The sequence below is a fragment of the Salmonella sp. 32120201201600049SM genome, assembly GCF_017572835.1.
Classification (GTDB): Bacteria; Pseudomonadota; Gammaproteobacteria; order Enterobacterales; family Enterobacteriaceae; genus Salmonella; species Salmonella enterica.
The window spans coordinates 382,690-405,900 of sequence record NZ_JAGESA010000001.1 but is presented as its reverse complement, the minus strand read 5'-3'; the positions used below and the strand labels follow the sequence as shown (position 1 = coordinate 405,900).

The following is a 23,211-nucleotide window of genomic DNA, read 5'->3' as shown; positions in this document are numbered from 1 at the left end:
ATGAAAAAAACACTGGTAGCTGCAGGTGTAGTGATTGCACTTGGCATCGTCTGGACAGGCGGTGCCTGGTATACGGGGAAAAAGCTGGAGAACCATCTTGCAGAAATGGTGACTCAGGCCAATGAACAGCTCAAGCGTACTGCGCCGGAGGCCGGTGTCGAATTAAGTTATCAAAACTACCAGCGTGGCGTGTTCAGTAGCCATCTGCAACTGGTTGTCAAACCGGTTGCCGGCGCAGACAATACCTGGTTGAAGCCCGGGCAAAGCATTGTGCTGGACGAGTCCGTTTCACATGGCCCCTTCCCGCTCGCCCAGCTCAAAACGCTCAATCTGATCCCTTCTATGGCGTCGGTAAAAACCACCCTGGTGAATAACGATGCGGCAAAACCCCTCTTTGATATCGCGAAAGGCGACACGCCCTTTGTTATCAATACCCGCATTGGTTATGGCGGCGATACCCGCTCCGATATCTCTCTCAAGCCGTTAAACTACGAGAATGCCGGTGAAAAGGTCGCCTTTAGCGGCGGCGAGTTCCAGCTTAACGCCGATAAAGACGGTAATGTGGTTTCGCTGTCAGGCGAAGCGCAGAGCGGCCTGGTCGATGCCGTTAACGAATATAATCAGAAGGTACAACTCACCTTTAATAATTTGAAAACAGACGGTACCAGTAAGCTGGCAAGCTTTGGCGAGCGTGTAGGCGACCAAAAGTTAACGCTGGATAAACTGTCCATCGCCATTGAGGGTAAAGAGATGGCGGTGCTGGAAGGGATGGAAATTGCCGGCAAGTCCGATCTCGTCAACGACGGAAAAACCATTAACAGCCAGTTGGATTACTCGCTTAACAGCCTGAAAGTGCAGAATCAGGATTTGGGCAGCGGTAAATTAACGCTGAAAGTCGGTCAAATCGACGGCGAAGCCTGGCACCAGTTTAGTCAGCAATATCATGCGCAAACGCAGGCGCTGCTGAATCAGCCGGACGTGGCGCAGAATCCTGAGCTTTATCAGCAAAAAGTCACTGAAGCGTTCTTTAGCGCTCTCCCCGTGCTGTTAAAAGGCGATCCGGTTCTGACCCTGGCGCCGCTTAGCTGGAAAAACGCCAAAGGGGAAACCACGCTGAATCTGTCGCTGTTCCTCAAAGATCCGGCAACCACAACGGCACAACCGCAAACGCTGGCGCAGGAAGTCGACCGCTCCGTGAAATCGCTGGATGCGAAACTGGCAATTCCAATGGACATGGCGGTCGAGTTTATGACGCAGATAGCAAAACTGGAAGGCTATCAGCAGGATGATGCGGAAAAACTGGCAAAACAGCAGGTGCAGGGGCTGTCCGCAATGGGTCAGATGTTCCGACTGACAACGCTGAAGGATAATACTATCGCCTCCAGTTTGCAGTACGCCAATGGCCAGATCACGCTCAACGGACAAAAAATGCCGTTGGAAGACTTTGTCGGCCTGTTTGGGATGCCGGCGCTTTCCGTTCCGGACGTTCCGGCGCTGCCTCAACAATAATCGCCTTGCCGGGTGTCGCGACGCTGCACCCGGTCTGCGCCGAACGACGCGCAGCCTCTACTTTTGCGTTACCAGGCGAGCGGCTATCGTTTGACTCCGCACATGGTACTCGTCGTGAGCAATACGCTGCAATATTCGTTCGGCCAGGGTATAGCCTATTTCTCGCGCCGGCGTACTGGCCCAGATAATCGGCAGGTCGTCGAGGGCGTTCTCCGCCACATCAGCAAACGCCGCCAGCGACACCTGCTGCTCGAAATAACGATCGACACCGCTCTCGCCACTCTGTCGTCCGGCTCTCAGCAGGCCAAACCACGCCCCCATCGCAATGGTTTCGTTGTAACAAACGACAGCGCTAATGGTCGGATTGTATCGCAACAGCGCGGTAATGCTTTCTGCTGCCTGTTTCTGACTGGAAGCGCACTCCACGACCCACTCGCTGTGAAACGGTAGACCGTATTTTAACAACGTCGCGCAATAGCCGCCCACGCGCTCCGCGCGGGTTAAAGATGCGCTTTGTCCTCCCAGCCAGGCGATGCGCTGATGGCCCTGACGAATAAGGTACTCCGTCAGGAGTTGCGCCGCCTGCATGTTGTCAGGCCGAACGGTATCCGCATCATCAAGATAGCTGGCGCGTGACGCAAACACGACAGGAATACCTTGTGCGTCGGCCTGCGCTCTCAGCGCTTCGCTACTACCTGCCGCACCGGCGATCACCATGCCATCCACGCCCTGATTAAGCAGCATGGTAAAACGCTGATTTAGCTGTTCGCCATCTTTCCCCCCGTGCAGGAGAAAAACCATACGGCCTTGCGCTTCCAGCGCTTCCGTTAACCCGGCGGTCAATTCGGCATAAAAGGGTGCCGATAAATCACGCACGATCAAACCGATAACGCCGCTTTGCCCGCCACGCAGCGCGGACGCCTGGCGGTTACGCACAAAGCCCAGTTGCTCAATTGCCGCGTTCACGCGCTCGCCGGTCGCGGCCGATATTCGCCCCTTGCCGCTCAGCACTAAGGAAACGGTGCTCACCGACACGCCAGCCGCCAGCGCAACATCGTGGATAGTGATTTTTTTGGCGATAGCCATGTCAACAAATCGCTCCAGAATCTGTCAGATAAAACGTTTTACCTATCTGTTATCTTTATACGCGTTATTATCGGTCAGTAATGTGATTAATGCCGCACTAAAATTTGATAAAACGTTTTATCTTTTCGCCATCATAACCTGACACCGGCCTTTATTAACAAGGAGTCGTTAGATGACGACGAAAATCACGCCAAAAATAACGCTATGGGAATTTTTCCAGCAACTGGGCAAAACGTTTATGTTGCCCGTCGCCTTGCTCTCGTTCTGCGGCATTATGCTCGGTATCGGCAGCTCGCTCAGTAGCCACGACGTTATCACCCTGCTCCCCGTGCTGGGTAATCCCTTGCTACAGGCTATCTTCACCTGGATGAGTAAAGTAGGTTCTTTTGCCTTTAGCTTCCTGCCGGTGATGTTTTGTATCGCGATTCCGCTCGGTCTGGCGCGGGAAAACAAAGGCGTCGCCGCATTTGCCGGGTTTGTCGGTTATGCGGTCATGAACCTTGCAGTCAACTTCTGGCTCACGGCAAAAGGCATTCTGCCGACCACCGATGCGGCGGTGCTGAAAGCCAATAACGTACAAAATATTCTGGGCATCCCCTCTATCGATACCGGCATCCTCGGCGCCGTTATCGCTGGTATTATTGTCTGGATGCTGCATGAACGGTTTCATACCATTCGTTTGCCGGATGCGCTGGCCTTTTTCGGCGGTACGCGTTTTGTACCTATCGTTTCCGCCGTTGTGATGGGGCTTGTCGGCCTGGTTATCCCGCTCGTCTGGCCGGTTTTTGCGATGGGAATTAGTGGACTGGGTCATATCATCAATAGCGCCGGCGACTTTGGACCGATGATTTTCGGCACCGGCGAGCGCCTGCTGTTGCCTTTTGGTCTGCACCATATTCTGGTAGCGCTGATTCGTTTCACCGAGGCGGGCGGTACGCAAGAGGTATGCGGGCATACCGTGAGCGGCGCATTGACTATTTTCCAGGCCCAACTCAGTTGCCCAACGACGCACGGCTTCTCTGAAAGCGCCACTCGCTTCTTATCGCAAGGCAAAATGCCGGCGTTTCTCGGTGGGTTGCCGGGCGCCGCGCTGGCAATGTACCACTGTGCCCGTCCAGAAAACCGCCCTAAAATTAAAGGATTATTGATTTCCGGTTTAATCGCCTGCGTTGTCGGCGGTACAACGGAACCGCTGGAATTCCTGTTCCTGTTCGTAGCACCGGTGCTGTACGTTATTCATGCTCTGCTGACCGGGCTGGGCTTTACCATCATGGCTATTCTCGGCGTCACTATCGGCAATACGGATGGCAATATTATTGACTTTGTGGTGTTTGGCATCCTGCATGGTCTGTCAACAAAATGGTATCTGGTACCGGTAGTGGCGGCGATTTGGTTTGCGGTTTACTACCTCATTTTCCGCTTCGCCATTACACGCTTTAACCTCAAAACACCGGGGCGCGAAGCAGAGATCGCCACCAGCATTGAAAAAGCGATCGCTGGCGCGCCAGGAAAATCCGGCTACAACGTGCCTGCTATCCTGGCGGCATTAGGCGGCACGGAAAACATTGTGAGTCTGGACAACTGCATCACCCGCTTACGTCTGTCCGTGAAAGATATGTCGCTTGTCGATGTCCAGGCATTGAAGGACAATCGTGCGATAGGCGTCGTACAGCTCAATCAGCATAATTTGCAGGTGGTTATCGGCCCACAGGTTCAGTCAGTAAAAGATGAAATGGTTGGTCTGATGAATACCGTTCAGGCATAAGGAAGAGATATGTTCGATTTTTCACAGGAAGTTGACCGTCGCGGGACATGGTGTACGCAGTGGGATTATGTCGCCGATCGTTTTGGCGAAGCCGATCTGCTCCCCTTTACGATCTCGGATATGGATTTTGCCACCGCGCCGTGTATCCTGGAGGCGCTAAACCAGCGCCTTTCCCACGGTGTGCTGGGCTATAGCCGCTGGAAAAATGAGGCGTTTTTAGGGGCAATTACCCACTGGTTTGCGACACGCCATCAGACCACGATAGATGCCCACTCCCTCGTATACGGCCCCTCCGTTATCTATATGGCGTCCGAGCTTATCCGCCAGTGGTCCGACGAAGGCGATGGCGTGGTAGTTCATACCCCCGCTTACGATGCTTTTTATAAGGCGATTGAAGGCAACCATCGCATCGTCACTCCCGTCCCACTGGAGAAAGAAGGCAACGCCTGGTATTGCGATATGGCCAAACTGGAGGCGGCGCTGGCGCGTCCGGAAAGCAAAATCCTGCTGCTGTGCAGTCCGCAAAATCCCACCGGTAAAGTGTGGACGCGTGACGAGCTGGAAACGATGTCAACGCTGTGCGAGCGCCATGGCGTACGGGTGATTTCCGATGAAATTCACATGGATATGGTATGGGGAAACCAGCCGCATATTCCCTGGAGCAATGTCGCGCGCGGAGACTGGGCGCTGCTCTCCTCCGGCTCGAAAAGCTTCAACATTCCGGCATTAACCGGCGCTTATGGAATCATTGAAAATAGTGAAAGCCGTGAACGCTACCTGGCCGCCTTAAAAGGGCGCGACGGCCTCTCTTCGCCAGCGGTGCTCTCGCTCACGGCGCATATTGCCGCGTATCAGCACGGCGCGCCGTGGCTGGATGCGTTACGCGCCTCGCTGGCGGCTAATATGCGCTATATTGAGCAGGCGCTGAATGGCGCCTTTCCGACGTTGAACTGGCAAGCGCCGCCATCGACCTATCTGGCCTGGATTGATCTCCGTTCACTCGGCATTGACGATCAAAAATTACAGCACACGCTCATTCATCAGGAGAAAGTCGCCATTATGCCCGGCGATACCTATGGCGCAGAAGGCCGGGGATTTGTGCGTCTGAATGCCGGATGCCCTCGCCTGAAACTTGAAAAAGGCGTCAACGGATTGATTAACGCTATCCGCACCGTTCGCTGATACTGTCTACAGGCGGGGGGTTGACCCTTTATCCTAAGATGCGATAACAGAGACGCCCCCGTGAGCTGACCGGGGGCGCGTTAAAGAGAATGATACAAAATTTCTCCCGCGCTCTCGCGAAGTTGCAACGTAATGACTCCGTTTTTGCAAAATTTCCAGAGGATTATCAATCTGTAGTATAATGGTGCGCACTTTTATTAAAAATTGAGTGCGCCCATGATTGATATTACGCTTCCTTTGACTGACATCCACCGCCACCTTGATGGCAACATTCGCGCCCAAACAATTCTGGATCTTGGTCGGCAGTTCAACATCGCCCTTCCCGCCCAAACGCTGGAAACGCTGATTCCGCATGTCCAGGTCACCTCAACCGAACCCGATTTAGTGAGCTTTCTCACGAAGCTCGATTGGGGGGTAAAAGTCCTGGCATCGCTTGACGCCTGCCGCCGTGTAGCCTTTGAAAATATTGAAGATGCCGCACGTAACGGCCTGCATTACGTCGAGCTTCGCTTTTCGCCCGGCTATATGGCGATGGCGCATCAGTTACCGATCGCAGGCGTGGTTGAAGCCGTTATCGACGGTGTACGCGACGGCTGTAACACGTTTGGCGTCGAGGCACGACTCATTGGCATTATGAGCCGTACCTTCGGCGAGGCGGCATGTTTACAGGAGCTTGATGCGCTGCTGGCGCACAGAGAGAAAATCACCGCGCTGGATTTAGCCGGTGATGAGCTGGGCTTTCCCGGCAGTCTGTTTTTGTCGCACTTTAATCGGGCGCGCGATGCGGGCTGGCATATTACCGTTCACGCTGGCGAAGCCGCAGGGCCAGAAAGTATCTGGCAGGCGATTCGCGAACTGGGGGCCGAACGTATCGGACATGGCGTAAAAGCTGTCGAAGATCGCGCGTTAATGGATTTTCTTGCACAGCAGCGTATCGGTATTGAATCCTGTCTGACCTCGAATATTCAGACCAGTACCGTCGCATCGCTGGCAGATCATCCGCTCAAAACCTTCCTTGAGCATGGCGTTCTCGCCAGTCTTAATACGGACGATCCGGCTGTTCAGGGCGTAGATATTATCCATGAATATCACGTCGCCGCGCCAGCGGCAGGATTGAGCCGCGAACAGATTCGCCAGGCGCAGATTAACGGTCTGGAAATCGCCTTTCTGAGCGATGGCGAAAAACGTGCGCTGCGCGAAAAAGTGGCCGCGGCGTAAGATTGCTTTATTGATGCTAACGTCCTCTCTCCGCCTGCGGTTTAATGCTATCCCAGGCGGAGAAATGCGACATCTCAGGCAAGACACAGCGTCGCGCGATGTTTTGCCGATTCCATGCCCAGTTCAATCAACTCCATAATTTGAATCGCCTGGCTTGCTGGCACGGGATTTTCACCGTTACCGTTTAACGCATCGCGGATGGCGGCATAATATGCCGGATAGTTACCCGGCAACGTAAGCCAGTTTTCTTCTTTGCGCGTCTCTCCCTCAACCAGGGTCAATACGCCGTCACGCATGTCGTATCCCCAGTCTTCCTGCGGTAAACGCTCGCCGTTTTTTAACCGTTCTTCCTGGGGATCGAGGCCATATTTTACATAGCTACCGCGCGAACCATGAACGATGTATCGCGCGGATTCCGCCGCGGCCAGCATCGTACCGTGCAAAATCACGCGGCGCTGGGGGTAGGATAAAATCGCGTGGAAATAATCTGTAGATTGCGCGCCCGGACGCAGTTGCGCTAAATCCACCGTCATGCTGACCGGCAGGCCAAAAAGTTGAATGGCCTGATCCAACAAGTGCGGCGCCAGATCGTACCAGATACCACTTCCCGGCCCGCCTTGCTCGCGCCAGCGGTCGCGCACCTGGGGACGGAAGCGATCAAAGTGGGATTCAAACAAGGACACCTCGCCGAGCACGCCATCCGCCAGCAAGGCCTTCAGCGTCAAAAAATCGCTGTCCCAGCGTCGGTTGTGGAAGACGGAAAGTACCCGGCCAGTGCTCCGCGCAAGCGCATCCAATTCTCGCGCCTGTGACAGTGTCACGGTAAAGGGTTTATCAACCACCACATGCTTACCGGCTTCCAGCGCAGCTTTCGCCAGCGGGAAATGGGTATCGTTGGGCGTCGGGATCACGATAAGGTCGATATGCGGATCGTTAAATAAATGTCGGGGCTCAGAGACCACGGAAACCGCCGGCCAATCTGCTTTCACTTTTGTTTCATCGCTGCTGGATACCGCCGCAAGCTCTAGCCCTGGCGTTCCCATAATTAAGGGCGCATGAAAGGTTTTACTGGCGTAGCCATAACCGATTAACCCAACGCGGATTTTGTCATTCATCTCACTGCCTCCGGTTTTAGATATCGCTATTCCACACCATCGTGCGATTAGCCGCAATAGCGTCCTGACCATCAACGTAGCATCAAATGATTAACTTGTTACAGAACAGAGGCTGAAAACGTTTCCCTCCCTCTTGCCGACCGTTCGCCAGGAAAGTACATTTACCCCCTGTGTTTATGGATAAATCAAAGCAAATGTCGTCAATAATGAATCGTCTTATTGAATTAACTGGGTGGATAGTTCTCGTTATCTCAGTCATTCTTTTAGGTATTGCCAACCATATTGACAATTACCAACCACCTGAGCCCACGGCTTCCGTTCAGAAGAAGTAAGCGTCAGATAATGTAAAGGCATTTTCGCGTGGCACGGTAAGCGGCGCCCCGGGGGGGGGCAAAGAAAAGTCAAAAACCGGCAAAAAAAACGAAAGTATGTCCTATCTGGTCTGACGTTTATTGCCTGTTGTAGGAAAGCGCGTTAACCTTTCGCCCCAGGCGCCATGTGGCGCCTGACTCTTTACCGGTAAGAATATTCCCTTTTTACCTGCACCCCTGACCTCTCACTGGTGCGGTTTTGTTTATTTTTTATCAGTGACTACTCCGTTGGCATTATATTTAATATGGATCAACTTTATATGACTGTTCAGGATTATCTATTAAAATTCCGCAAAATTAGTTCGCTCGAAAGTCTGGAAAAACTGTTCGACCACCTTAACTATACCCTTACTGATGACATGGACATTGTTAATATGTATCGCGCTGCAGATCACCGCCGTGCCGAACTGGTTTCCGGAGGACGCCTGTTTGATGTAGGTCAGGTTCCGCAATCCGTCTGGCGCTATGTGCAATAAAGAAAGTAGCGTTTAACATCAAAAACCTTATAATATTTGCCCCAAAATGAGCGGCATGACCGTTAATGCGCGTAACCCCGGAGAAGATATGACTACAACACCGCCACAACGAATTGGAGGCTGGCTTCTTGGCCCGTTAGCCTGGCTGTTAGTCGCGTTGTTGAGCGCCTCGCTGGCGTTATTACTCTACGTTATGGCGCTTGCCACACCGCAAACGTTCAAGACGCTTAGCGGACAGGAAACCGGTAATTTACTGCTATGGGGCATTTCATTTATTACCGCTATCGCCATGTGGTACTATACCCTGTGGTTGACGATCGCATTCTTCAAGCGCAGACGCTGCGTGCCGAAGCATTACATTATCTGGCTGCTGGTGTCGGTGTTACTGGCGGTTAAAGCATTTGCCTTTTCGCCCGTCTCAGATGCCTTTGCCGTGCGTCAGTTACTCTTCCCACTGTTGGCGACGGCGCTCATTGTGCCTTATCTCAAACGTTCAGCGCGCGTTAAAACAACGTTTGTTAATCCGTAATAACCCTACAGTTAACCTGTTGTCGCCTGTGGTAGTTTGACAGATAATAGGCGGCTTTTTTATTTCAGGCCGAAACATGACTGATTACCTGCTGCTCTTTGTCGGAACTGTACTGGTCAATAACTTTGTACTGGTCAAATTCCTGGGCCTTTGTCCCTTTATGGGCGTATCCAAAAAACTGGAAACCGCCATGGGGATGGGCCTCGCGACGACCTTTGTCATGACGCTGGCGTCGATATGCGCCTGGCTTATCGACACCTGGATACTTATTCCGCTGGAGCTGATTTATCTGCGGACGCTGGCCTTTATCCTCGTCATTGCTGTGGTCGTGCAATTTACCGAAATGGTTGTACGGAAAACCAGCCCGGCGTTATACCGCTTGTTAGGCATCTTCTTACCACTGATTACCACTAACTGTGCGGTTCTGGGCGTAGCGTTACTGAATATTAATCTCGGTCATCACTTTCTTCAGTCGGCGCTGTACGGATTTTCCGCCGCCGTCGGTTTTTCATTAGTGATGGTTCTGTTTGCCGCCATCCGCGAACGCCTTGCCGTGGCGGATGTGCCCGCCCCTTTTCGTGGTAACGCGATAGCATTGATTACCGCAGGATTAATGTCTTTGGCCTTTATGGGCTTTAGTGGTTTGGTGAAGTTGTAATGAATACTATCTGGATTGCCGTTGGCGCCCTGACCCTTCTGGGTCTGGTGTTCGGCGCCATTCTGGGTTATGCCTCCCGCCGATTCGCGGTTGAAGATGATCCGGTTGTTGAAAAAATCGATGCGATTTTGCCGCAGAGTCAGTGTGGTCAGTGCGGCTATCCCGGCTGTCGCCCCTACGCCGAAGCCGTGGGTCTCCAGGGCGAGAAAATCAATCGTTGCGCGCCCGGCGGCGAAGCCGTCATGCTGAAAATGGCAGAGTTGCTAAACGTAGAGCCGCAACCATGCGATGGTGAAGAACAGCAGGCCGCGCCAGTACGTATGCTGGCAGTTATTGATGAAAATAACTGCATTGGCTGCACAAAATGCATTCAGGCCTGCCCGGTTGACGCCATCGTTGGCGCAACGCGCGCCATGCACACGGTCATGAGCGATCTCTGTACTGGCTGTAATCTGTGCGTCGATCCGTGTCCGACGCACTGCATCGAATTACGTCCGGTGAATGAGACGCCCGACAGTTGGAAATGGGATTTGAACACCATTCCCGTTCGCATCATTCCCGTGGAACAACATGCTTAAACTATTTTCCGCTTTCAGAAAAGATAAAATCTGGGATTTCGACGGTGGTATTCATCCGCCCGAAATGAAGACCCAGTCAAACGGCACGCCGCTGCGCCAGGTGCCTTTAGCGCCGCGCTTTGTTATCCCTTTAAAACAGCACATTGGCGCTGAGGGCGAGCTGTGCGTTAGCGTCGGCGATCGCGTGCTACGCGGCCAGGCGCTTACCCGTGGACGTGGGAGAATGCTGCCGGTACACGCGCCCACCTCCGGGACGGTTATCGCTATTGCCCCCCACTCGACGGCACATCCTTCGGCGCTGGCGGAGTTAAGCGTCATCATTGATGCCGACGGCGAGGACCGCTGGATTGAACGCGAGGGCTGGTCTGATTACCGCGCCCACAGCCGTGAAGCGCTCATTGAACGCATTCATCAGTATGGCGTTGCCGGGCTTGGCGGCGCAGGGTTTCCCACCGGCGTTAAATTGCAGGGCGGCGGCGATAAAATCACCACGCTTATTATCAATGCCGCAGAGTGCGAACCTTACATTACGGCGGACGATCGTCTGATGCAGGACTGCGCCGCGCAGATTGTGGAAGGTATTCGCATCCTGGCGCATATTCTGCAACCGCGTGAGGTATTAATCGGCATTGAAGATAACAAACCGCAGGCTATTTCCATGCTGCGCGCCGTACTGGCTGACGCCCACGATATTTCGTTACGTGTGATCCCAACCAAATACCCTTCCGGCGGCGCAAAACAGCTCACCCAAATACTGACGGGAAAACAGGTTCCCCACGGCGGGCGCTCCTCTGATATTGGCGTGCTGATGCAAAACGTCGGTACGGCTTATGCCGTTAAACGCGCCGTGGTTGACGGCGAACCGATCACAGAACGCGTCGTCACCTTAACGGGTGAAGCGGTAAGCCGTCCGGGTAACGTCTGGGCGCGGCTCGGCACTCCCGTTCGTCATTTGCTTAACGATGCCGGGTTCTGCCCTTCTGCTGACCAGATGGTCATCATGGGCGGCCCGTTGATGGGATTCACCCTTCCCTGGCTTGACGTACCGGTCGTAAAAATCACTAACTGCCTGCTGGCGCCATCCGTGACTGAAATGGGGGCGCCTCAGGAAGAGAAAAGCTGTATTCGTTGCAGCGCTTGCGCTGACGCCTGCCCTGCCGACCTTTTACCGCAGCAGCTTTATTGGTTCAGCAAAGGGCAGCAGCATGACAAGGCTACCGCTCACCATATTGCTGATTGTATAGAATGCGGCGCCTGCGCCTGGGTCTGCCCCAGTAATATTCCGCTCGTCCAATATTTCCGTCAGGAAAAAGCGGAGATTAATGCGATCAGGCTTGAAGAAAAACGCGCCGCCGAAGCCAAAGCGCGTTTTGAGGCTCGTCAGGCAAGACTGGAGCGCGAAAAAGCCGCCCGCCTTGCACGTCACAAGAGCGCAGCAGTACAACCAGCGGCAAAAGATCAGGATGCCATTGCCGCTGCGCTGGCGCGGGTAAAAGAGAAACAGGCGCAGGCCACGCAACCGGTGGTTATTCAGGCGGGTAGTCTGCCAGACAATAGCGCCGTGATCGCGGCCCGTGAAGCGCGTAAAGCGCAAGCGCGCGCTAAACAAGCCGCTCATCCGATGGCTGACAGCGCGATACCCGGCGACGACCCGCGTAAAGCCGCGGTGGAGGCGGCTATCGCCCGCGCCAAAGCCCGTAAGCAGGAGCAGCAGGCCGGAAGTGAACCTGCCGAACCGGTCGATCCGCGCAAAGCCGCAGTGGAAGCGGCTATCGCCCGCGCCAAAGCCCGCAAACAGGAGCAGCAGGCCGGAAGCGAACCTGCCGAAGCGGTCGACCCGCGCAAAGCCGCGGTGGAAGCGGCTATCGCCCGCGCCAAAGCCCGCAAGCAGGAGCAGCAGACCGGAAGCGAACCTGCCGAACCGATCGATCCGCGTAAAGCCGCGGTGGAAGCGGCTATCGCCCGCGCCAAAGCCCGCAAGCAGGAGCAGCAGGCCGGAAGCGAACCTGTCGAACCGGCCGACCCGCGCAAAGCCGCGGTGGAAGCGGCGATCGCCCGCGCCAAAGCCCGTAAGCAGGAGCAGCAGACCGGAAGCGAACCTGCCGAACCGGCCGACCCGCGTAAAGCCGCGGTTGCTGCGGCTATCGCCCGCGTTCAGGCAAAAAAAGCAGCACAGCAGCAGGTTGTTAACGAGGACTAAATGGTATTCAGAATCGCAAGCTCGCCTTATACCCATAACCAGCGCCAGACATCGCGAATCATGTTGCTGGTAGTAATCGCCGCTCTGCCGGGGATTGCCGCGCAGACGTGGTTTTTTGGTTGGGGAACGCTTTTCCAGATCGTTCTGGCAGCCATCACGGCGCTCGTCGCGGAAGCCATTGTCCTCAGGCTGCGCAAACAATCGGTCGCCAGTCACCTGCAGGATTATTCCGCGTTATTGACGGGGCTTTTGCTGGCGGTCAGCATCCCTCCGCTCGCGCCCTGGTGGATGGTCGTGCTGGGAACCGGATTCGCCATTATTATCGCTAAACAGTTATATGGCGGGCTGGGACAAAACCCCTTTAATCCGGCCATGATCGGTTACGTGGTGCTATTAATTTCCTTTCCGGTGCAAATGACAAGCTGGTTGCCGCCTTATGAAATAGCCGCAACAACGCCCGATATGCTGGACACGTTGCGGATGATTTTTACCGGGCATACCGCCAGCGGCGGCGATATGACGCTGCTACGTATCGGTATTGACGGTATCAGCCAGGCGACGCCGCTGGATACGTTTAAAACGTCCTTGCGCGCCGGACATTCCGTTGAGCAAATTATGCAGTACCCGATATACAGCGCCGCGCTGGCCGGCGTGGGCTGGCAGTGGGTTAACCTCGCCTGGCTTGTCGGCGGCGTATTCCTGCTGTGGCAAAAAGCCATCCGCTGGCATATCCCGGTCAGTTTTCTGCTGACGCTGGCGCTATGCGCCGCGTTAGGTTGGCTTTTCTCGCCCGCTACGCTGGCCTCGCCGCAGCTTCATCTGCTGTCAGGCGCCACCATGCTGGGCGCATTTTTTATCTTAACGGATCCGGTTACCGCCTCCACGACCAACCGTGGACGTTTAATTTTCGGCGCGCTGGCTGGGGTATTAGTGTGGCTGATTCGTAGCTTCGGCGGCTATCCGGACGGCGTTGCTTTTGCTGTCCTGTTGGCGAATATCACGGTTCCTCTGATCGACTACTACACGCGCCCCCGCGTCTATGGACATCGCAAAGGATAAACCATGCTGAAAACGATTCGTAAACACGGTATTACGCTGGCGCTTTTTGCCGCAGGCTCTACGGGATTGACCGCGGTGATTAATCAGATGACAAAATCAACCATCCACGAACAAGCGCTGCAACAACAACATGCCCTGTTCGATCAGGTATTGCCGCCAGATCGTTACAATAATAATCTGCAAGAGAGCTGTTATCTGGTCGATGCGCCCGCCCTCGGCAAAGGCACACACCGTGTTTTTATCGCTCGCAAGGATGATAAACCCGTAGCGGCCATCATTGAGGCTACCGCGCCAGATGGCTATTCCGGCGCTATCCAGCTTATTGTTGGCGCAGATTTCAACGGTACCGTCTTGGGGACGCGCGTGACGGAACATCATGAGACGCCAGGGTTAGGTGATAAAATTGAGCGCCGTTTGTCTGACTGGATTACCCACTTTAGCGGTAAAACCATCAGCGGTGAAAATGATACGCACTGGGCGGTGAAAAAAGATGGCGGTGATTTTGATCAATTTACCGGGGCGACAATAACGCCGCGTGCCGTAGTGAATGCGGTTAAACGCGCCGGGCTGTACGCCGAATCACTGCCCGCTCAGCTCCCCCATTTAACCGCCTGTGGAGAATAGCCATGAGCGAAATAAAAGACATTGTTGTTCAGGGGTTATGGAAAAATAACTCTGCTCTGGTGCAGCTACTTGGCCTGTGCCCTTTACTGGCGGTGACGTCTACGGCAACCAACGCTCTGGGGCTGGGTCTGGCCACAACGCTGGTATTAACGCTGACCAACCTTACGGTGTCCGCACTACGTCGCTGGACGCCGGCAGAAATCCGTATCCCGATTTACGTCATGATCATTGCCTCGGTGGTAAGCGCAGTACAGATGCTGATCAATGCGTATGCGTTCGGTTTGTATCAGTCTTTAGGGATTTTTATTCCTCTGATTGTAACGAACTGCATTGTTGTTGGTCGCGCCGAAGCGTTTGCCGCGAAAAAAGGACCGTGGCTTTCCGCGTTGGACGGTTTTTCCATCGGCATGGGCGCGACAGGCGCGATGTTCGTGCTGGGTTCGCTGCGCGAGATCCTCGGGAATGGTACGCTTTTCGATGGCGCGGATAGCCTGCTGGGAGGCTGGGCAAAAGTATTACGGGTCGAGATATTTCACACCGACTCGCCTTTCCTGCTGGCGATGCTGCCGCCAGGCGCGTTTATCGGCCTGGGGCTCATGCTGGCGGTAAAATATCTTATTGATGAAAAAATGAAGAAACGCCGCGCCGAAACCGCGCCTTCCGCTGTTCCGGCAGGTGAAACAGGGAAAGTCTGATGAACAAAGCAAAAAGGCTGGAAATTCTGACGCGCCTGCGCGACAACAATCCGCACCCCACAACGGAACTCAATTTCACGTCGCCGTTTGAGTTGCTGATTGCCGTGTTGCTTTCCGCGCAGGCAACCGACGTCAGCGTGAACAAGGCTACCGCCAAACTTTACCCGGTCGCCAATACGCCAGCCGCGATGCTGGAACTGGGCGTAGAAGGCGTGAAATCCTATATCAAAACCATCGGTTTATTTAACAGTAAAGCGGAAAACGTGATTAAGACCTGCCGTATTTTACTGGACAAGCATAATGGCGAAGTGCCGGAGGATCGGGCGGCGCTGGAAGCGCTTCCCGGCGTGGGGCGAAAAACCGCTAACGTAGTACTAAATACCGCCTTCGGCTGGCCGACCATCGCCGTTGATACGCATATATTTCGTGTATGCAACCGAACACAGTTCGCGCCGGGTAAAAATGTCGAGCAGGTAGAAGAGAAGTTGCTGAAAGTGGTGCCGAATGAGTTCAAAGTGGACTGCCATCACTGGTTAATTTTGCATGGCCGCTATACCTGTATCGCCCGAAAACCCCGCTGCGGCTCCTGCCTCATTGAAGACCTTTGCGAATACAAAGAAAAAGTCGATATTTGATATGGTCGGAGTGCGTCCGTCACACCAGCGCGCTCCCACCTTCGGCCTGGATCTATTTTAGCCATCAATCATTCCAGTCTCTGTCCTTTTTCTGATGTAATGTGCTTTCGTTTTCCCTCCACGTCAGGTTAATCATTTTTTAATCGCAAAAATTTCTATCTATCCGTGATCAGGATCACTTTGATAACTTCATGTGAAATTTAATGACATCTAAGGTTACATTTACAACCGGATAGACTGACGCCCCGTTTTCACTACAAAACATTACTCTGCCATTTTTTCAGATAATGGCCTATATCACTGCTTTTTACCTTAAATAGCAGAAGATATCGCCTTTCACCCAAACTAATGGCCTTTTTGCAGTGTAAAAATCTGCCATTCTTCAAATGAAGAAATTTAACGCTGGATAACATTTCTGACATCGGACGATTCAACCAGAAGAGTTATATGTAACAGATTATTACAAAGCTCTTGTCTGGAGAGGAAAGATAGTGAACATTACCTGCCGTTTCCCCTCCAATATAACAATCGGACGGATGAGTCTGACTCATCACGCGCCAGACAATCCCTGTTAATACGGGGCGTAAAAAAGAGGTAAAAGTGTCTACTGCAAACAAAAAACCAACTGAAAGCGTCAGTTTGAACGCTTTCAAACAACCGAAGGCGTTCTATCTCATCTTCTCGATAGAGTTATGGGAGCGTTTTGGTTATTACGGCCTGCAAGGCATTATGGCCGTCTACCTGGTAAAACAACTGGGTATGTCAGAAGCGGATTCCATCACCCTTTTCTCTTCCTTCAGTGCGCTGGTGTACGGCCTGGTCGCCATTGGCGGTTGGTTAGGTGATAAAATTCTGGGCACCAAACGCGTTATTATGTTGGGTGCCGTGGTGCTGGCTATCGGTTATGCGCTGGTCGCATGGTCTGGTCATGACGCTGGCATCGTCTATATGGGCATGGCGGCTATCGCTGTGGGTAACGGTCTGTTTAAAGCTAACCCGTCTTCCCTGCTGTCTACCTGCTACGCGAAGGATGATCCGCGTCTCGACGGCGCATTTACGATGTATTATATGTCCGTCAACATCGGCTCCTTCTTCTCTATGCTGGCGACGCCGTGGCTGGCGGCGCGTTATGGCTGGAGCACCGCGTTTGCGCTTAGCGTCGTCGGTATGCTGATAACCGTCGTTAACTTTGCTTTCTGCCAGCGCTGGGTGAAAAGCTACGGTTCCAAACCCGACTTTGAACCGATCAACTTCCGTAATCTGCTGCTGACAATCGTGGGTATTGTCGTTCTGATTGCGGTCGCCACCTGGCTGCTGCACAACCAGGATATCGCGCGTATGGTGCTGGGCGTAATCGCTCTTGGCATCGTCATTATCTTCGGTAAAGAAGCGTTTTCCATGCACGGCGCGGCTCGCCGTAAAATGATCGTCGCCTTTATTTTGATGCTGCAGGCGATTATCTTCTTCGTACTGTACAGCCAGATGCCGACGTCGCTGAACTTCTTTGCCATTCGTAACGTCGAGCACTCTATTCTCGGTATCGCGTTCGAACCGGAACAGTATCAGGCGCTGAACCCATTCTGGATCATTATCGGCAGCCCGATTCTGGCCGCTATCTATAACAGGATGGGCGATACGCTGCCGATGCCGATGAAATTCGCCATTGGTATGGTGCTGTGTTCCGGCGCGTTCCTGATTCTGCCGCTGGGCGCCAAATTTGCGAACGATGCCGGCATCGTATCCGTAAACTGGCTGATCGCAAGCTACGGCCTGCAAAGTATCGGTGAGCTGATGATCTCCGGTCTGGGCCTGGCAATGGTCGCACAGTTGGTTCCGCAGCGTCTGATGGGCTTCATCATGGGTAGCTGGTTCCTGACAACGGCAGGCGCTAACATCATCGGCGGTTATGTCGCCAACCTGATGGCTGTGCCGAGCGACGTGACTGACCCACTGATGTCCCTGGAAGTCTATGGTCGCGTGTTTATGCAGATTGGCATAGCAACCGCCGTTATCGCCATCCTGATGCTGCTGACAGCGCCTAAGCTGAACCGTATGACCCAGGACGATGATACCGCTGAAAAAGGCTCTAAAGCCGCTACAGTTTAATTTTCCGGGAAACAACATTCAGGCCGCTAACTGTGCGTTAGCGGCTTTTTTTTTGCTCGTCCCCGCACTACCATACTTTAAACCTCAGCAAAAAGGAGTTACCGATGAAACTGTTCTACAAACCGGGTGCCTGCTCTCTTGCTTCCCATATTACCCTGCGCGAAATTGGCAAAGACTTTACGCTTGATGGCGTCGATCTCGCAAAAAAACGCCTAGAAAACGGTGATGATTACCTGGCAGTCAACCCTAAAGGACAGGTTCCGGCTCTGCTGCTGGATGACGGCACACTGTTGACTGAAGGCGTCGCCATTATGCAGTACCTCGCCGACAGCGTTCCCGACCGCCAGCTTCTGGCGCCGGTAAGTAGTCTTGCTCGCTATCATACGCTGGAATGGCTCAACTATATTGCAACGGAACTGCATAAAGGCTTTACCCCGCTGTTCCGCCCTGACACGCCGGAAACACTCAAACCCGCCGTTCGCGCCGGTCTGGAAAAGAAATTGCAGTATGTGGATGAGTCGCTTTCAGACGACCAGTGGATTTGCGGCCAGCGTTTTACCATTGCAGACGCTTATCTGTTTACCGTATTGCGTTGGGCCTATGGCGTAAAACTGAATATGGACGGGTTAACGCATATTGAAAGTTATATGCAGCGTGTCGCAAAAAGACCGACCGTTGCGGCAGCGCTTAAAGCGGAAGGACTGAATTAATGTCATATTGCCGGATAGCTCGCTGTACCGCCATCCGGCCTCTTTTTAGCAGCAATAATTACAGCCGCGTTGCGCTGAAGTAATGTTCCGGGTTAGCGATCCTGTCCTGGGCCGCCACGACCTGCAGTTCGTACTCCTGCATCGTTTTGGTGGCGATCATAATCTCATAGACTGCCGCCGTAACGTGCTCCAGCGCCTGCTGCAACGTCGCGCCCTGCAAAAGTTTGACCAGCAATAAACCACTGGTGACATCGCCAACGCCAACCGGCTGACGTGAGCCGAAATCCACCAGCGGACGGCTAATATGCCAGGCTTCCTGCGCTGTCACCAGCAGCATTTCAAAGCGTTCTGAACTGTAACCGGCGCGGGCGAGATGTTTTACCAGTACAATTTCTGGCCCCTGAGCAATCAGTTCACGCGCCGCCTGCACGGCGTCATCCACATTATTCACGCTATGTTTGCTGAGAATTTCCAGTTCAATCAGGTTAGGCGCGATAATATCGCTGGCGGGTAGCGCATAACGCACATGGAACTCTGCGACGCCAGGCGCCACGATACAGCCCTTTTCCGGATGCCCCATCACGGGGTCGCAGAAATATTTTGCCTGCGGATTTGCCGCTTTAACCTGGCGCACAATACCGAGAATGTGTTCTCCCTGCTCGGCAGATCCCAGGTAACCGCTAAGTACGGCGTCGCAGTGCGCTAACTGGCCAATGTCCGCAATCCCCTGGACAATCTCAGTCAGATGGCTGGGCGGCATGACACAGCCGGTCCATTTACCATATTGCGTGTGGTTAGAAAACTGAACGGTATTCAGCGGCCAAACATTCGCGCCAAGACGGCGCATGGGAAATTCGGCGGCGCTGTTGCCCGCATGTCCGAAAACAACATGGGACTGGATAGCGAGGATATTCTTCATTTTTTTACCTGAACATCAAAAATAAGGGAGTGATTTCTCACTCCCTGTTACTTAATGCCTTATTTCCAGCAAATCAGACAATAGTTCTTTTTGCCGCGACGTAATAAGGTATAGCGGCCAAACAGACGGTCCTCATCGTTAAAGATGTATTCAGGATCGGATTGTTTTTCACCATTGATAGTGACAGCGTTGGAGGCGATAGTCTTACGCGCCTGACCACGCGACGGCTGGAGTTCGGCGTCTACCAGTGCCTGCATCAGGTCAGCGCCTTTTTCCATTTCAACCATCGGTACGCCGTCCTGCGCCAACTGCTCAAAGTCAGCTTCGCTCAACGCGCTCAGTGAACCGCTGAACAGGCATTCAGTGATCCGTTTCGCCGCAACCAGCCCCTCTTCACCATGAACCAGGCGCGTCACCTGCTCGGCCAGCACATACTGCGCGCGCGGCGCTTTACCGCTGTTTTTATCTTCTTCTTCCAGGGCATTGATCTCTTCAATGTCCATAAAAGTGAAGAATTTCAGGAAGCGATAAACATCGGCATCTGCGGTGTTAATCCAGAACTGGTAGAATTTGTACGGACTGGTTTTCTTCGGATCCAGCCAGACAGCGCCGCCTTCGGTTTTACCGAATTTCGTGCCGTCAGCTTTGGTGATCAGCGGAACGGTCAAACCAAATACCTGATTCTGGTGCAGGCGACGGGTCAGGTCGATACCGGAAGTGATGTTCCCCCACTGGTCAGAACCGCCAATCTGTAAGGCAACGCCGTGCAGTTTATTCAGACAAGCGAAGTCGTACCCCTGTAGCAGGTTATAAGAGAACTCCGTGAAAGAGATACCCTGATCGTCACGGTTCAGACGCTGCTTCACCGCTTCTTTGTTGATCATCTGATTAACGGAAAAATGTTTACCGATATCGCGCAGGAAAGTCAGCACATTCATGCTGCCGAACCAGTCATAGTTATTGGCCGCGATGGCGGAGTTTTCGCCGCAATCAAAGTCCAGGAATGGGGCAACCTGTTTACGAATTTTCGCCACCCACTCCTGAACGGTCTCTTCAGTGTTCAGTTTACGCTCGGCGGCTTTGAAGCTCGGGTCGCCAATCAGACCGGTCGCGCCGCCTACCAGCGCAACAGGTTTGTGCCCTGCCTGCTGGAAGCGTTTCAGGCATAACAATGGAACCAGATGCCCCAAATGCAAGCTGTCAGCGGTAGGATCGAAGCCGCAATAGAGCGCGATCGGGCCTTGCGCCAGTCGCTCTGCCAACGCGTCTTCGTCCGTCACCTGGGCTACCAGCCCCCGCTCTTGCAATTGTTTAATCAAGTTACTGCTTGCCATCAAAATCTCCATGTATAAAACGACTGCACCTTTGCCGGTACACGACTTTTCGCCAGACGCGAAAGAGACATAGCATAAAACGGCGGATTCATCCGCACCAGTGCTTAAAACAAGATTTTTGCATCTTTAGGGCGCAAGACGGTCGATTTTCCATGCGCCGTCGTCGCGTTGGTATAAAAAGCGATCGTGCAGACGATGTTCGCCGCCCTGCCAGAACTCCATCTGTTCGATACTCACGCGAAAACCACCCCAGAAGCTGGGTAACGGCACTTCGCCCTGTTGAAACTTCTGCTTGAGCTCCAGGAATTTGCTTTCGAGGATACCGCGCGCGGAAATGCGGCTGGATTGTTTAGAGACCCATGCGCCGATCTGGCTGTCGCGCGGACGGCTGTGGAAATACCTCACCACCTCAAGAGTGGAGAGACGCTCGGCTTTGCCTGTCACCATCACCTGGCGTTCAAGCATATGCCAGGGAAATAACAGGCTGATACGCGGATTGTGCTCAATTTGATGCGCCTTGCGGCTTCCCAGGTTGGTATAAAAGACCAGGCCTTTTTCATCATAATGCTTGAGCAACACAATACGCTGGTACGGTTGCCCCTTGTCATCTACGGTCGCCACGACCATTGCCGTCGGATCGGCCAGTCTGGCGTCGCACGCTTGCCCAAGCCAGCGCTCAAATAAGGTTAACGGTTCAGCGGGTAAATCGCGGCGACGCAAGCCGCCTTTCGTATATTCACGGCGCAGATGCGCGATCTGCTGCAATTGGTCGTTATCAGACATGGCGTTGATCAGAAATAATCAGTGGGTGGCGCTATTGTGCGCCCCCATACTGAAAATCTCAACGCTTCGGATTTTGTAACTGACAGTTATTAAGCACAATTCTGTCTCGCTTATAGACCGTGGCGCTCTCGCCTTGCGACCAGAAAACATAAATCCCGTCGGTATAACGCGCGCCCGAGGCCGAGATTCCTTGCTTCAGGGTCAGCAGCTTATTGTCATAAACAAAACTGACCTCTTCACGCGGGTTATTGACTTTAACGGTAAGCGGCTTCTCATCACACTGGTATTCCAGCGTATCCGTTTGCATACGTTCAACAAATTGTTGATAAACGCTACAGCCGGTCAGCAGCACAGGTAAACACATTATTGCGATCTTTTTCATAGGCATATCCCGAAAGCTCTCCTGCTTCTGGAAGGGCAAACGCCCCTTCCTGACCTTGCTAGTTTACCGATATAGGGTCCGGGAAAAATTCAGTTAACTCTGAGTTATTGGGTTAGCCGGGTAAATAGCGCCTAAAACACTGGCTTCTGTAGCCCCCGTCACGGAAGGTAAATTTCCCGGCAGGCCCGCGAGCGTTCGCCAGGCAAGCCATGCAAAGGCCAGCGCTTCCATATCATCGCCGCTGATCCCCGCCTTATCGGTGGTCGAAACCTCGATACCGGGCAACAGCGCCGCCAGACGGGCCATCACTAACGGATTCCGGCTTCCGCCGCCACAGACCATCAGCCGCTCGCAGCCGCCATTGAGCAGCACCTGTTGGGCGATGGAGACCGCCGTCAGCTCCGCCAGCGTGGCCTGTACATCGCGCGCGTCTGCGCCAGGGAAAGCCGTAAGATGACGCTCTAACCAGCCATAGTTGAAATATTCGCGTCCTGTACTTTTGGGCGCCGACGCAGCAAAGTACGGATCGCGCAACATCTTTTGCAGCAATGGAAGAATAACCTGACCTTCTTTCGCCCATGCCGCGTCTTTGTCGTAGGGCTGCGCGCATTGTCGCCAAATCCACGCATCCATCAACATATTACCCGGCCCCGTGTCGTACCCGCGCACCGCCTGTCCGGGGAAAAGCAGAGATAAATTGGCGATGCCGCCGATATTCAGGACCATACGTTTTTCCGTCGGATGTCCCAACAGCGCGTGATGGAAAGCGGGCACCAGCGGCGCGCCTTGTCCGCCCAGCGCAATATCCCGCCGCCGAAAATCGCCGACCACTGTAATCCCCGTATGGGCGACGATGTGATTATTATCGCCAATTTGCAGCGTATGCGGGGCCTCGCCGGTCGGCTCATGCCAGACCGTTTGCCCATGACAACCAATGGCGACGATATCCCGCGGCTGCAAACGTTGTTGCGCTAACAGCGCATTAACCGCCTGTGCAAAAAGCCGGCCTAACTGGGTATCCAGCTGGCCGAGTTGCGAGAGCGTAAGCGGCTGTCCCTGGCAAATATCGAGAATGCCTTTTTTCAGATGAACGGGAATAGGCCAGGTGAGACTTGCCTGTTGCGCAACCATGGTTTCATCAATTGCCGCCAGTACAACATCCACGCCATCAAGGCTGGTTCCGGACATAACGCCAATAAAACGGCCCGATTTCATACCTCTTCCTTTTAAGCTGGGTTAAGCCTTAACACTCGGCATAACGTATTTTGTAATGCTAT

The 23,211-nt window shown here is 53.6% G+C and carries 23 protein-coding genes; 16 read left to right on the top strand and 7 right to left on the bottom strand.

Features of this window, described 5'->3' with window-relative positions; genetic code table 11:
- Positions 1 to 1,509, top strand: a complete 1,509-nt coding sequence (locus J4650_RS02075; RefSeq protein WP_000753328.1) for a YdgA family protein — start codon at positions 1 to 3, stop codon at positions 1,507 to 1,509.
- Positions 1,510 to 1,566: 57 nt separating this feature from the next.
- Here J4650_RS02075 and J4650_RS02070 read toward each other — a convergent pair whose 3' ends face one another.
- Positions 1,567 to 2,595 (bottom strand): Mal regulon transcriptional regulator MalI, encoded by a 1,029-nt coding sequence (locus J4650_RS02070; protein ID WP_023993246.1) that lies wholly within the window; start codon positions 2,593 to 2,595, stop codon positions 1,567 to 1,569.
- 172 nt (positions 2,596 to 2,767) lie between these two features.
- Here J4650_RS02070 and malX point away from each other — a divergent pair, with 172 nt between their 5' ends.
- From malX to add, 3 genes are all read left to right on the top strand, one after another.
- Complete coding sequence (malX, locus tag J4650_RS02065) at positions 2,768 to 4,360, top strand: maltose/glucose-specific PTS transporter subunit IIBC (protein ID WP_023993245.1); 1,593 nt, start codon at positions 2,768 to 2,770, stop codon at positions 4,358 to 4,360.
- A 9-nt stretch (positions 4,361 to 4,369) separates the two neighbouring features.
- Positions 4,370 to 5,542 (top strand): MalY/PatB family protein, encoded by a 1,173-nt coding sequence (locus J4650_RS02060; RefSeq protein WP_023223277.1) that lies wholly within the window; start codon positions 4,370 to 4,372, stop codon positions 5,540 to 5,542.
- A gap of 216 nt (positions 5,543 to 5,758) precedes the next feature.
- Positions 5,759 to 6,760, top strand: a complete 1,002-nt coding sequence (gene add, locus J4650_RS02055) for an adenosine deaminase (RefSeq protein ID WP_000565565.1) — start codon at positions 5,759 to 5,761, stop codon at positions 6,758 to 6,760.
- A gap of 74 nt (positions 6,761 to 6,834) precedes the next feature.
- Here add and J4650_RS02050 read toward each other — a convergent pair whose 3' ends face one another.
- A complete protein-coding gene (locus J4650_RS02050; protein ID WP_000998242.1) occupies positions 6,835 to 7,875 on the bottom strand; it encodes an oxidoreductase in 1,041 nt (346 codons plus the stop codon).
- Between the two features lie 206 nt (positions 7,876 to 8,081).
- Here J4650_RS02050 and blr point away from each other — a divergent pair, with 206 nt between their 5' ends.
- The 12 genes from blr to gstA all read left to right on the top strand — a co-directional run bounded on the left by blr (position 8,082) and on the right by gstA (position 18,516).
- Positions 8,082 to 8,207, top strand: coding sequence for a division septum protein Blr (gene blr, locus J4650_RS02045; RefSeq protein WP_001708800.1), 126 nt, complete (start codon positions 8,082 to 8,084; stop codon positions 8,205 to 8,207).
- A gap of 299 nt (positions 8,208 to 8,506) precedes the next feature.
- On the top strand, positions 8,507 to 8,722 hold the full coding sequence (gene ydgT, locus J4650_RS02040; RefSeq protein ID WP_000217946.1) for a transcription modulator YdgT: 216 nt from the start codon (positions 8,507 to 8,509) through the stop codon (positions 8,720 to 8,722).
- An 88-nt stretch (positions 8,723 to 8,810) separates the two neighbouring features.
- Positions 8,811 to 9,251 (top strand): DUF2569 domain-containing protein, encoded by a 441-nt coding sequence (locus J4650_RS02035; RefSeq protein ID WP_000214061.1) that lies wholly within the window; start codon positions 8,811 to 8,813, stop codon positions 9,249 to 9,251.
- A 76-nt stretch (positions 9,252 to 9,327) separates the two neighbouring features.
- Positions 9,328 to 9,909 (top strand): electron transport complex subunit RsxA, encoded by a 582-nt coding sequence (gene rsxA / locus J4650_RS02030; protein WP_023993244.1) that lies wholly within the window; start codon positions 9,328 to 9,330, stop codon positions 9,907 to 9,909.
- Positions 9,909 to 10,487 carry an electron transport complex subunit RsxB gene (gene rsxB, locus J4650_RS02025; RefSeq protein ID WP_001092600.1) on the top strand — a complete coding sequence of 193 codons (579 nt, stop codon included), beginning with the start codon at positions 9,909 to 9,911 and terminating at the stop codon, positions 10,485 to 10,487. The genes rsxA and rsxB overlap by 1 nt, the downstream gene beginning before the upstream one ends.
- On the top strand, positions 10,480 to 12,687 hold the full coding sequence (rsxC, locus tag J4650_RS02020) for an electron transport complex subunit RsxC (RefSeq protein ID WP_038988686.1): 2,208 nt from the start codon (positions 10,480 to 10,482) through the stop codon (positions 12,685 to 12,687). The genes rsxB and rsxC overlap by 8 nt, the downstream gene beginning before the upstream one ends.
- Entirely contained in the window at positions 12,688 to 13,746 is a 1,059-nt protein-coding gene (gene rsxD / locus J4650_RS02015) for an electron transport complex subunit RsxD (protein WP_023993763.1), read from the top strand.
- Between the two features lie 3 nt (positions 13,747 to 13,749).
- On the top strand, positions 13,750 to 14,370 hold the full coding sequence (rsxG, locus tag J4650_RS02010; RefSeq protein WP_000920822.1) for an electron transport complex subunit RsxG: 621 nt from the start codon (positions 13,750 to 13,752) through the stop codon (positions 14,368 to 14,370).
- A 2-nt stretch (positions 14,371 to 14,372) separates the two neighbouring features.
- Complete coding sequence (locus J4650_RS02005; protein WP_001289628.1) at positions 14,373 to 15,065, top strand: electron transport complex subunit E; 693 nt, start codon at positions 14,373 to 14,375, stop codon at positions 15,063 to 15,065.
- A complete protein-coding gene (nth, locus tag J4650_RS02000; protein ID WP_001030318.1) occupies positions 15,065 to 15,700 on the top strand; it encodes an endonuclease III in 636 nt (211 codons plus the stop codon). The genes J4650_RS02005 and nth overlap by 1 nt, the downstream gene beginning before the upstream one ends.
- Before the next feature lie 600 nt (positions 15,701 to 16,300).
- Entirely contained in the window at positions 16,301 to 17,806 is a 1,506-nt protein-coding gene (gene dtpA, locus J4650_RS01995; protein ID WP_000100910.1) for a dipeptide/tripeptide permease DtpA, read from the top strand.
- 104 nt (positions 17,807 to 17,910) lie between these two features.
- Positions 17,911 to 18,516: a glutathione transferase GstA gene (gene gstA, locus J4650_RS01990; protein WP_000765727.1), complete on the top strand. Its 606-nt coding sequence runs from the start codon at positions 17,911 to 17,913 to the stop codon at positions 18,514 to 18,516.
- Positions 18,517 to 18,574: 58 nt separating this feature from the next.
- On the opposite strand, the gene pdxY is transcribed toward gstA, so the two are convergent.
- The 5 genes from pdxY to anmK form a co-directional block, all read right to left on the bottom strand.
- Positions 18,575 to 19,435, bottom strand: a complete 861-nt coding sequence (pdxY, locus tag J4650_RS01985; RefSeq protein WP_000789732.1) for a pyridoxal kinase PdxY — start codon at positions 19,433 to 19,435, stop codon at positions 18,575 to 18,577.
- 59 nt (positions 19,436 to 19,494) lie between these two features.
- Entirely contained in the window at positions 19,495 to 20,769 is a 1,275-nt protein-coding gene (gene tyrS, locus J4650_RS01980; protein ID WP_000168626.1) for a tyrosine--tRNA ligase, read from the bottom strand.
- 126 nt (positions 20,770 to 20,895) lie between these two features.
- Entirely contained in the window at positions 20,896 to 21,552 is a 657-nt protein-coding gene (pdxH, locus tag J4650_RS01975) for a pyridoxamine 5'-phosphate oxidase (protein WP_001282334.1), read from the bottom strand.
- Positions 21,553 to 21,610: 58 nt separating this feature from the next.
- Positions 21,611 to 21,940, bottom strand: coding sequence for a C-type lysozyme inhibitor (gene mliC, locus J4650_RS01970; protein WP_001132086.1), 330 nt, complete (start codon positions 21,938 to 21,940; stop codon positions 21,611 to 21,613).
- Positions 21,941 to 22,027: 87 nt separating this feature from the next.
- Positions 22,028 to 23,149, bottom strand: a complete 1,122-nt coding sequence (gene anmK, locus J4650_RS01965) for an anhydro-N-acetylmuramic acid kinase (RefSeq protein WP_000835021.1) — start codon at positions 23,147 to 23,149, stop codon at positions 22,028 to 22,030.
- Positions 23,150 to 23,211: the final 62 nt, after the last annotated feature.

Excerpts from the sequence above, each read along its gene's own strand:
- J4650_RS02075 (WP_000753328.1), top strand. The coding sequence starts at position 1 with ATGAAAAAAACACTGGTAGCTGCAGGTGTAGTGATTGCACTTGGCATC.
- J4650_RS02070 (WP_023993246.1), bottom strand. The coding sequence starts at position 2,595 with ATGGCTATCGCCAAAAAAATCACTATCCACGATGTTGCGCTGGCGGCT.
- malX (WP_023993245.1), top strand. The coding sequence starts at position 2,768 with ATGACGACGAAAATCACGCCAAAAATAACGCTATGGGAATTTTTCCAG.
- J4650_RS02060 (WP_023223277.1), top strand. The coding sequence starts at position 4,370 with ATGTTCGATTTTTCACAGGAAGTTGACCGTCGCGGGACATGGTGTACG.
- add (WP_000565565.1), top strand. The coding sequence starts at position 5,759 with ATGATTGATATTACGCTTCCTTTGACTGACATCCACCGCCACCTTGAT.
- J4650_RS02050 (WP_000998242.1), bottom strand. The coding sequence starts at position 7,875 with ATGAATGACAAAATCCGCGTTGGGTTAATCGGTTATGGCTACGCCAGT.
- blr (WP_001708800.1), top strand. The coding sequence starts at position 8,082 with ATGAATCGTCTTATTGAATTAACTGGGTGGATAGTTCTCGTTATCTCA.
- ydgT (WP_000217946.1), top strand. The coding sequence starts at position 8,507 with ATGACTGTTCAGGATTATCTATTAAAATTCCGCAAAATTAGTTCGCTC.
- J4650_RS02035 (WP_000214061.1), top strand. The coding sequence starts at position 8,811 with ATGACTACAACACCGCCACAACGAATTGGAGGCTGGCTTCTTGGCCCG.
- rsxA (WP_023993244.1), top strand. The coding sequence starts at position 9,328 with ATGACTGATTACCTGCTGCTCTTTGTCGGAACTGTACTGGTCAATAAC.
- rsxB (WP_001092600.1), top strand. The coding sequence starts at position 9,909 with ATGAATACTATCTGGATTGCCGTTGGCGCCCTGACCCTTCTGGGTCTG.
- rsxC (WP_038988686.1), top strand. The coding sequence starts at position 10,480 with ATGCTTAAACTATTTTCCGCTTTCAGAAAAGATAAAATCTGGGATTTC.
- rsxD (WP_023993763.1), top strand. The coding sequence starts at position 12,688 with ATGGTATTCAGAATCGCAAGCTCGCCTTATACCCATAACCAGCGCCAG.
- rsxG (WP_000920822.1), top strand. The coding sequence starts at position 13,750 with ATGCTGAAAACGATTCGTAAACACGGTATTACGCTGGCGCTTTTTGCC.
- J4650_RS02005 (WP_001289628.1), top strand. The coding sequence starts at position 14,373 with ATGAGCGAAATAAAAGACATTGTTGTTCAGGGGTTATGGAAAAATAAC.
- nth (WP_001030318.1), top strand. The coding sequence starts at position 15,065 with ATGAACAAAGCAAAAAGGCTGGAAATTCTGACGCGCCTGCGCGACAAC.
- gstA (WP_000765727.1), top strand. The coding sequence starts at position 17,911 with ATGAAACTGTTCTACAAACCGGGTGCCTGCTCTCTTGCTTCCCATATT.
- pdxY (WP_000789732.1), bottom strand. The coding sequence starts at position 19,435 with ATGAAGAATATCCTCGCTATCCAGTCCCATGTTGTTTTCGGACATGCG.
- tyrS (WP_000168626.1), bottom strand. The coding sequence starts at position 20,769 with ATGGCAAGCAGTAACTTGATTAAACAATTGCAAGAGCGGGGGCTGGTA.
- pdxH (WP_001282334.1), bottom strand. The coding sequence starts at position 21,552 with ATGTCTGATAACGACCAATTGCAGCAGATCGCGCATCTGCGCCGTGAA.
- mliC (WP_001132086.1), bottom strand. The coding sequence starts at position 21,940 with ATGCCTATGAAAAAGATCGCAATAATGTGTTTACCTGTGCTGCTGACC.
- anmK (WP_000835021.1), bottom strand. The coding sequence starts at position 23,149 with ATGAAATCGGGCCGTTTTATTGGCGTTATGTCCGGAACCAGCCTTGAT.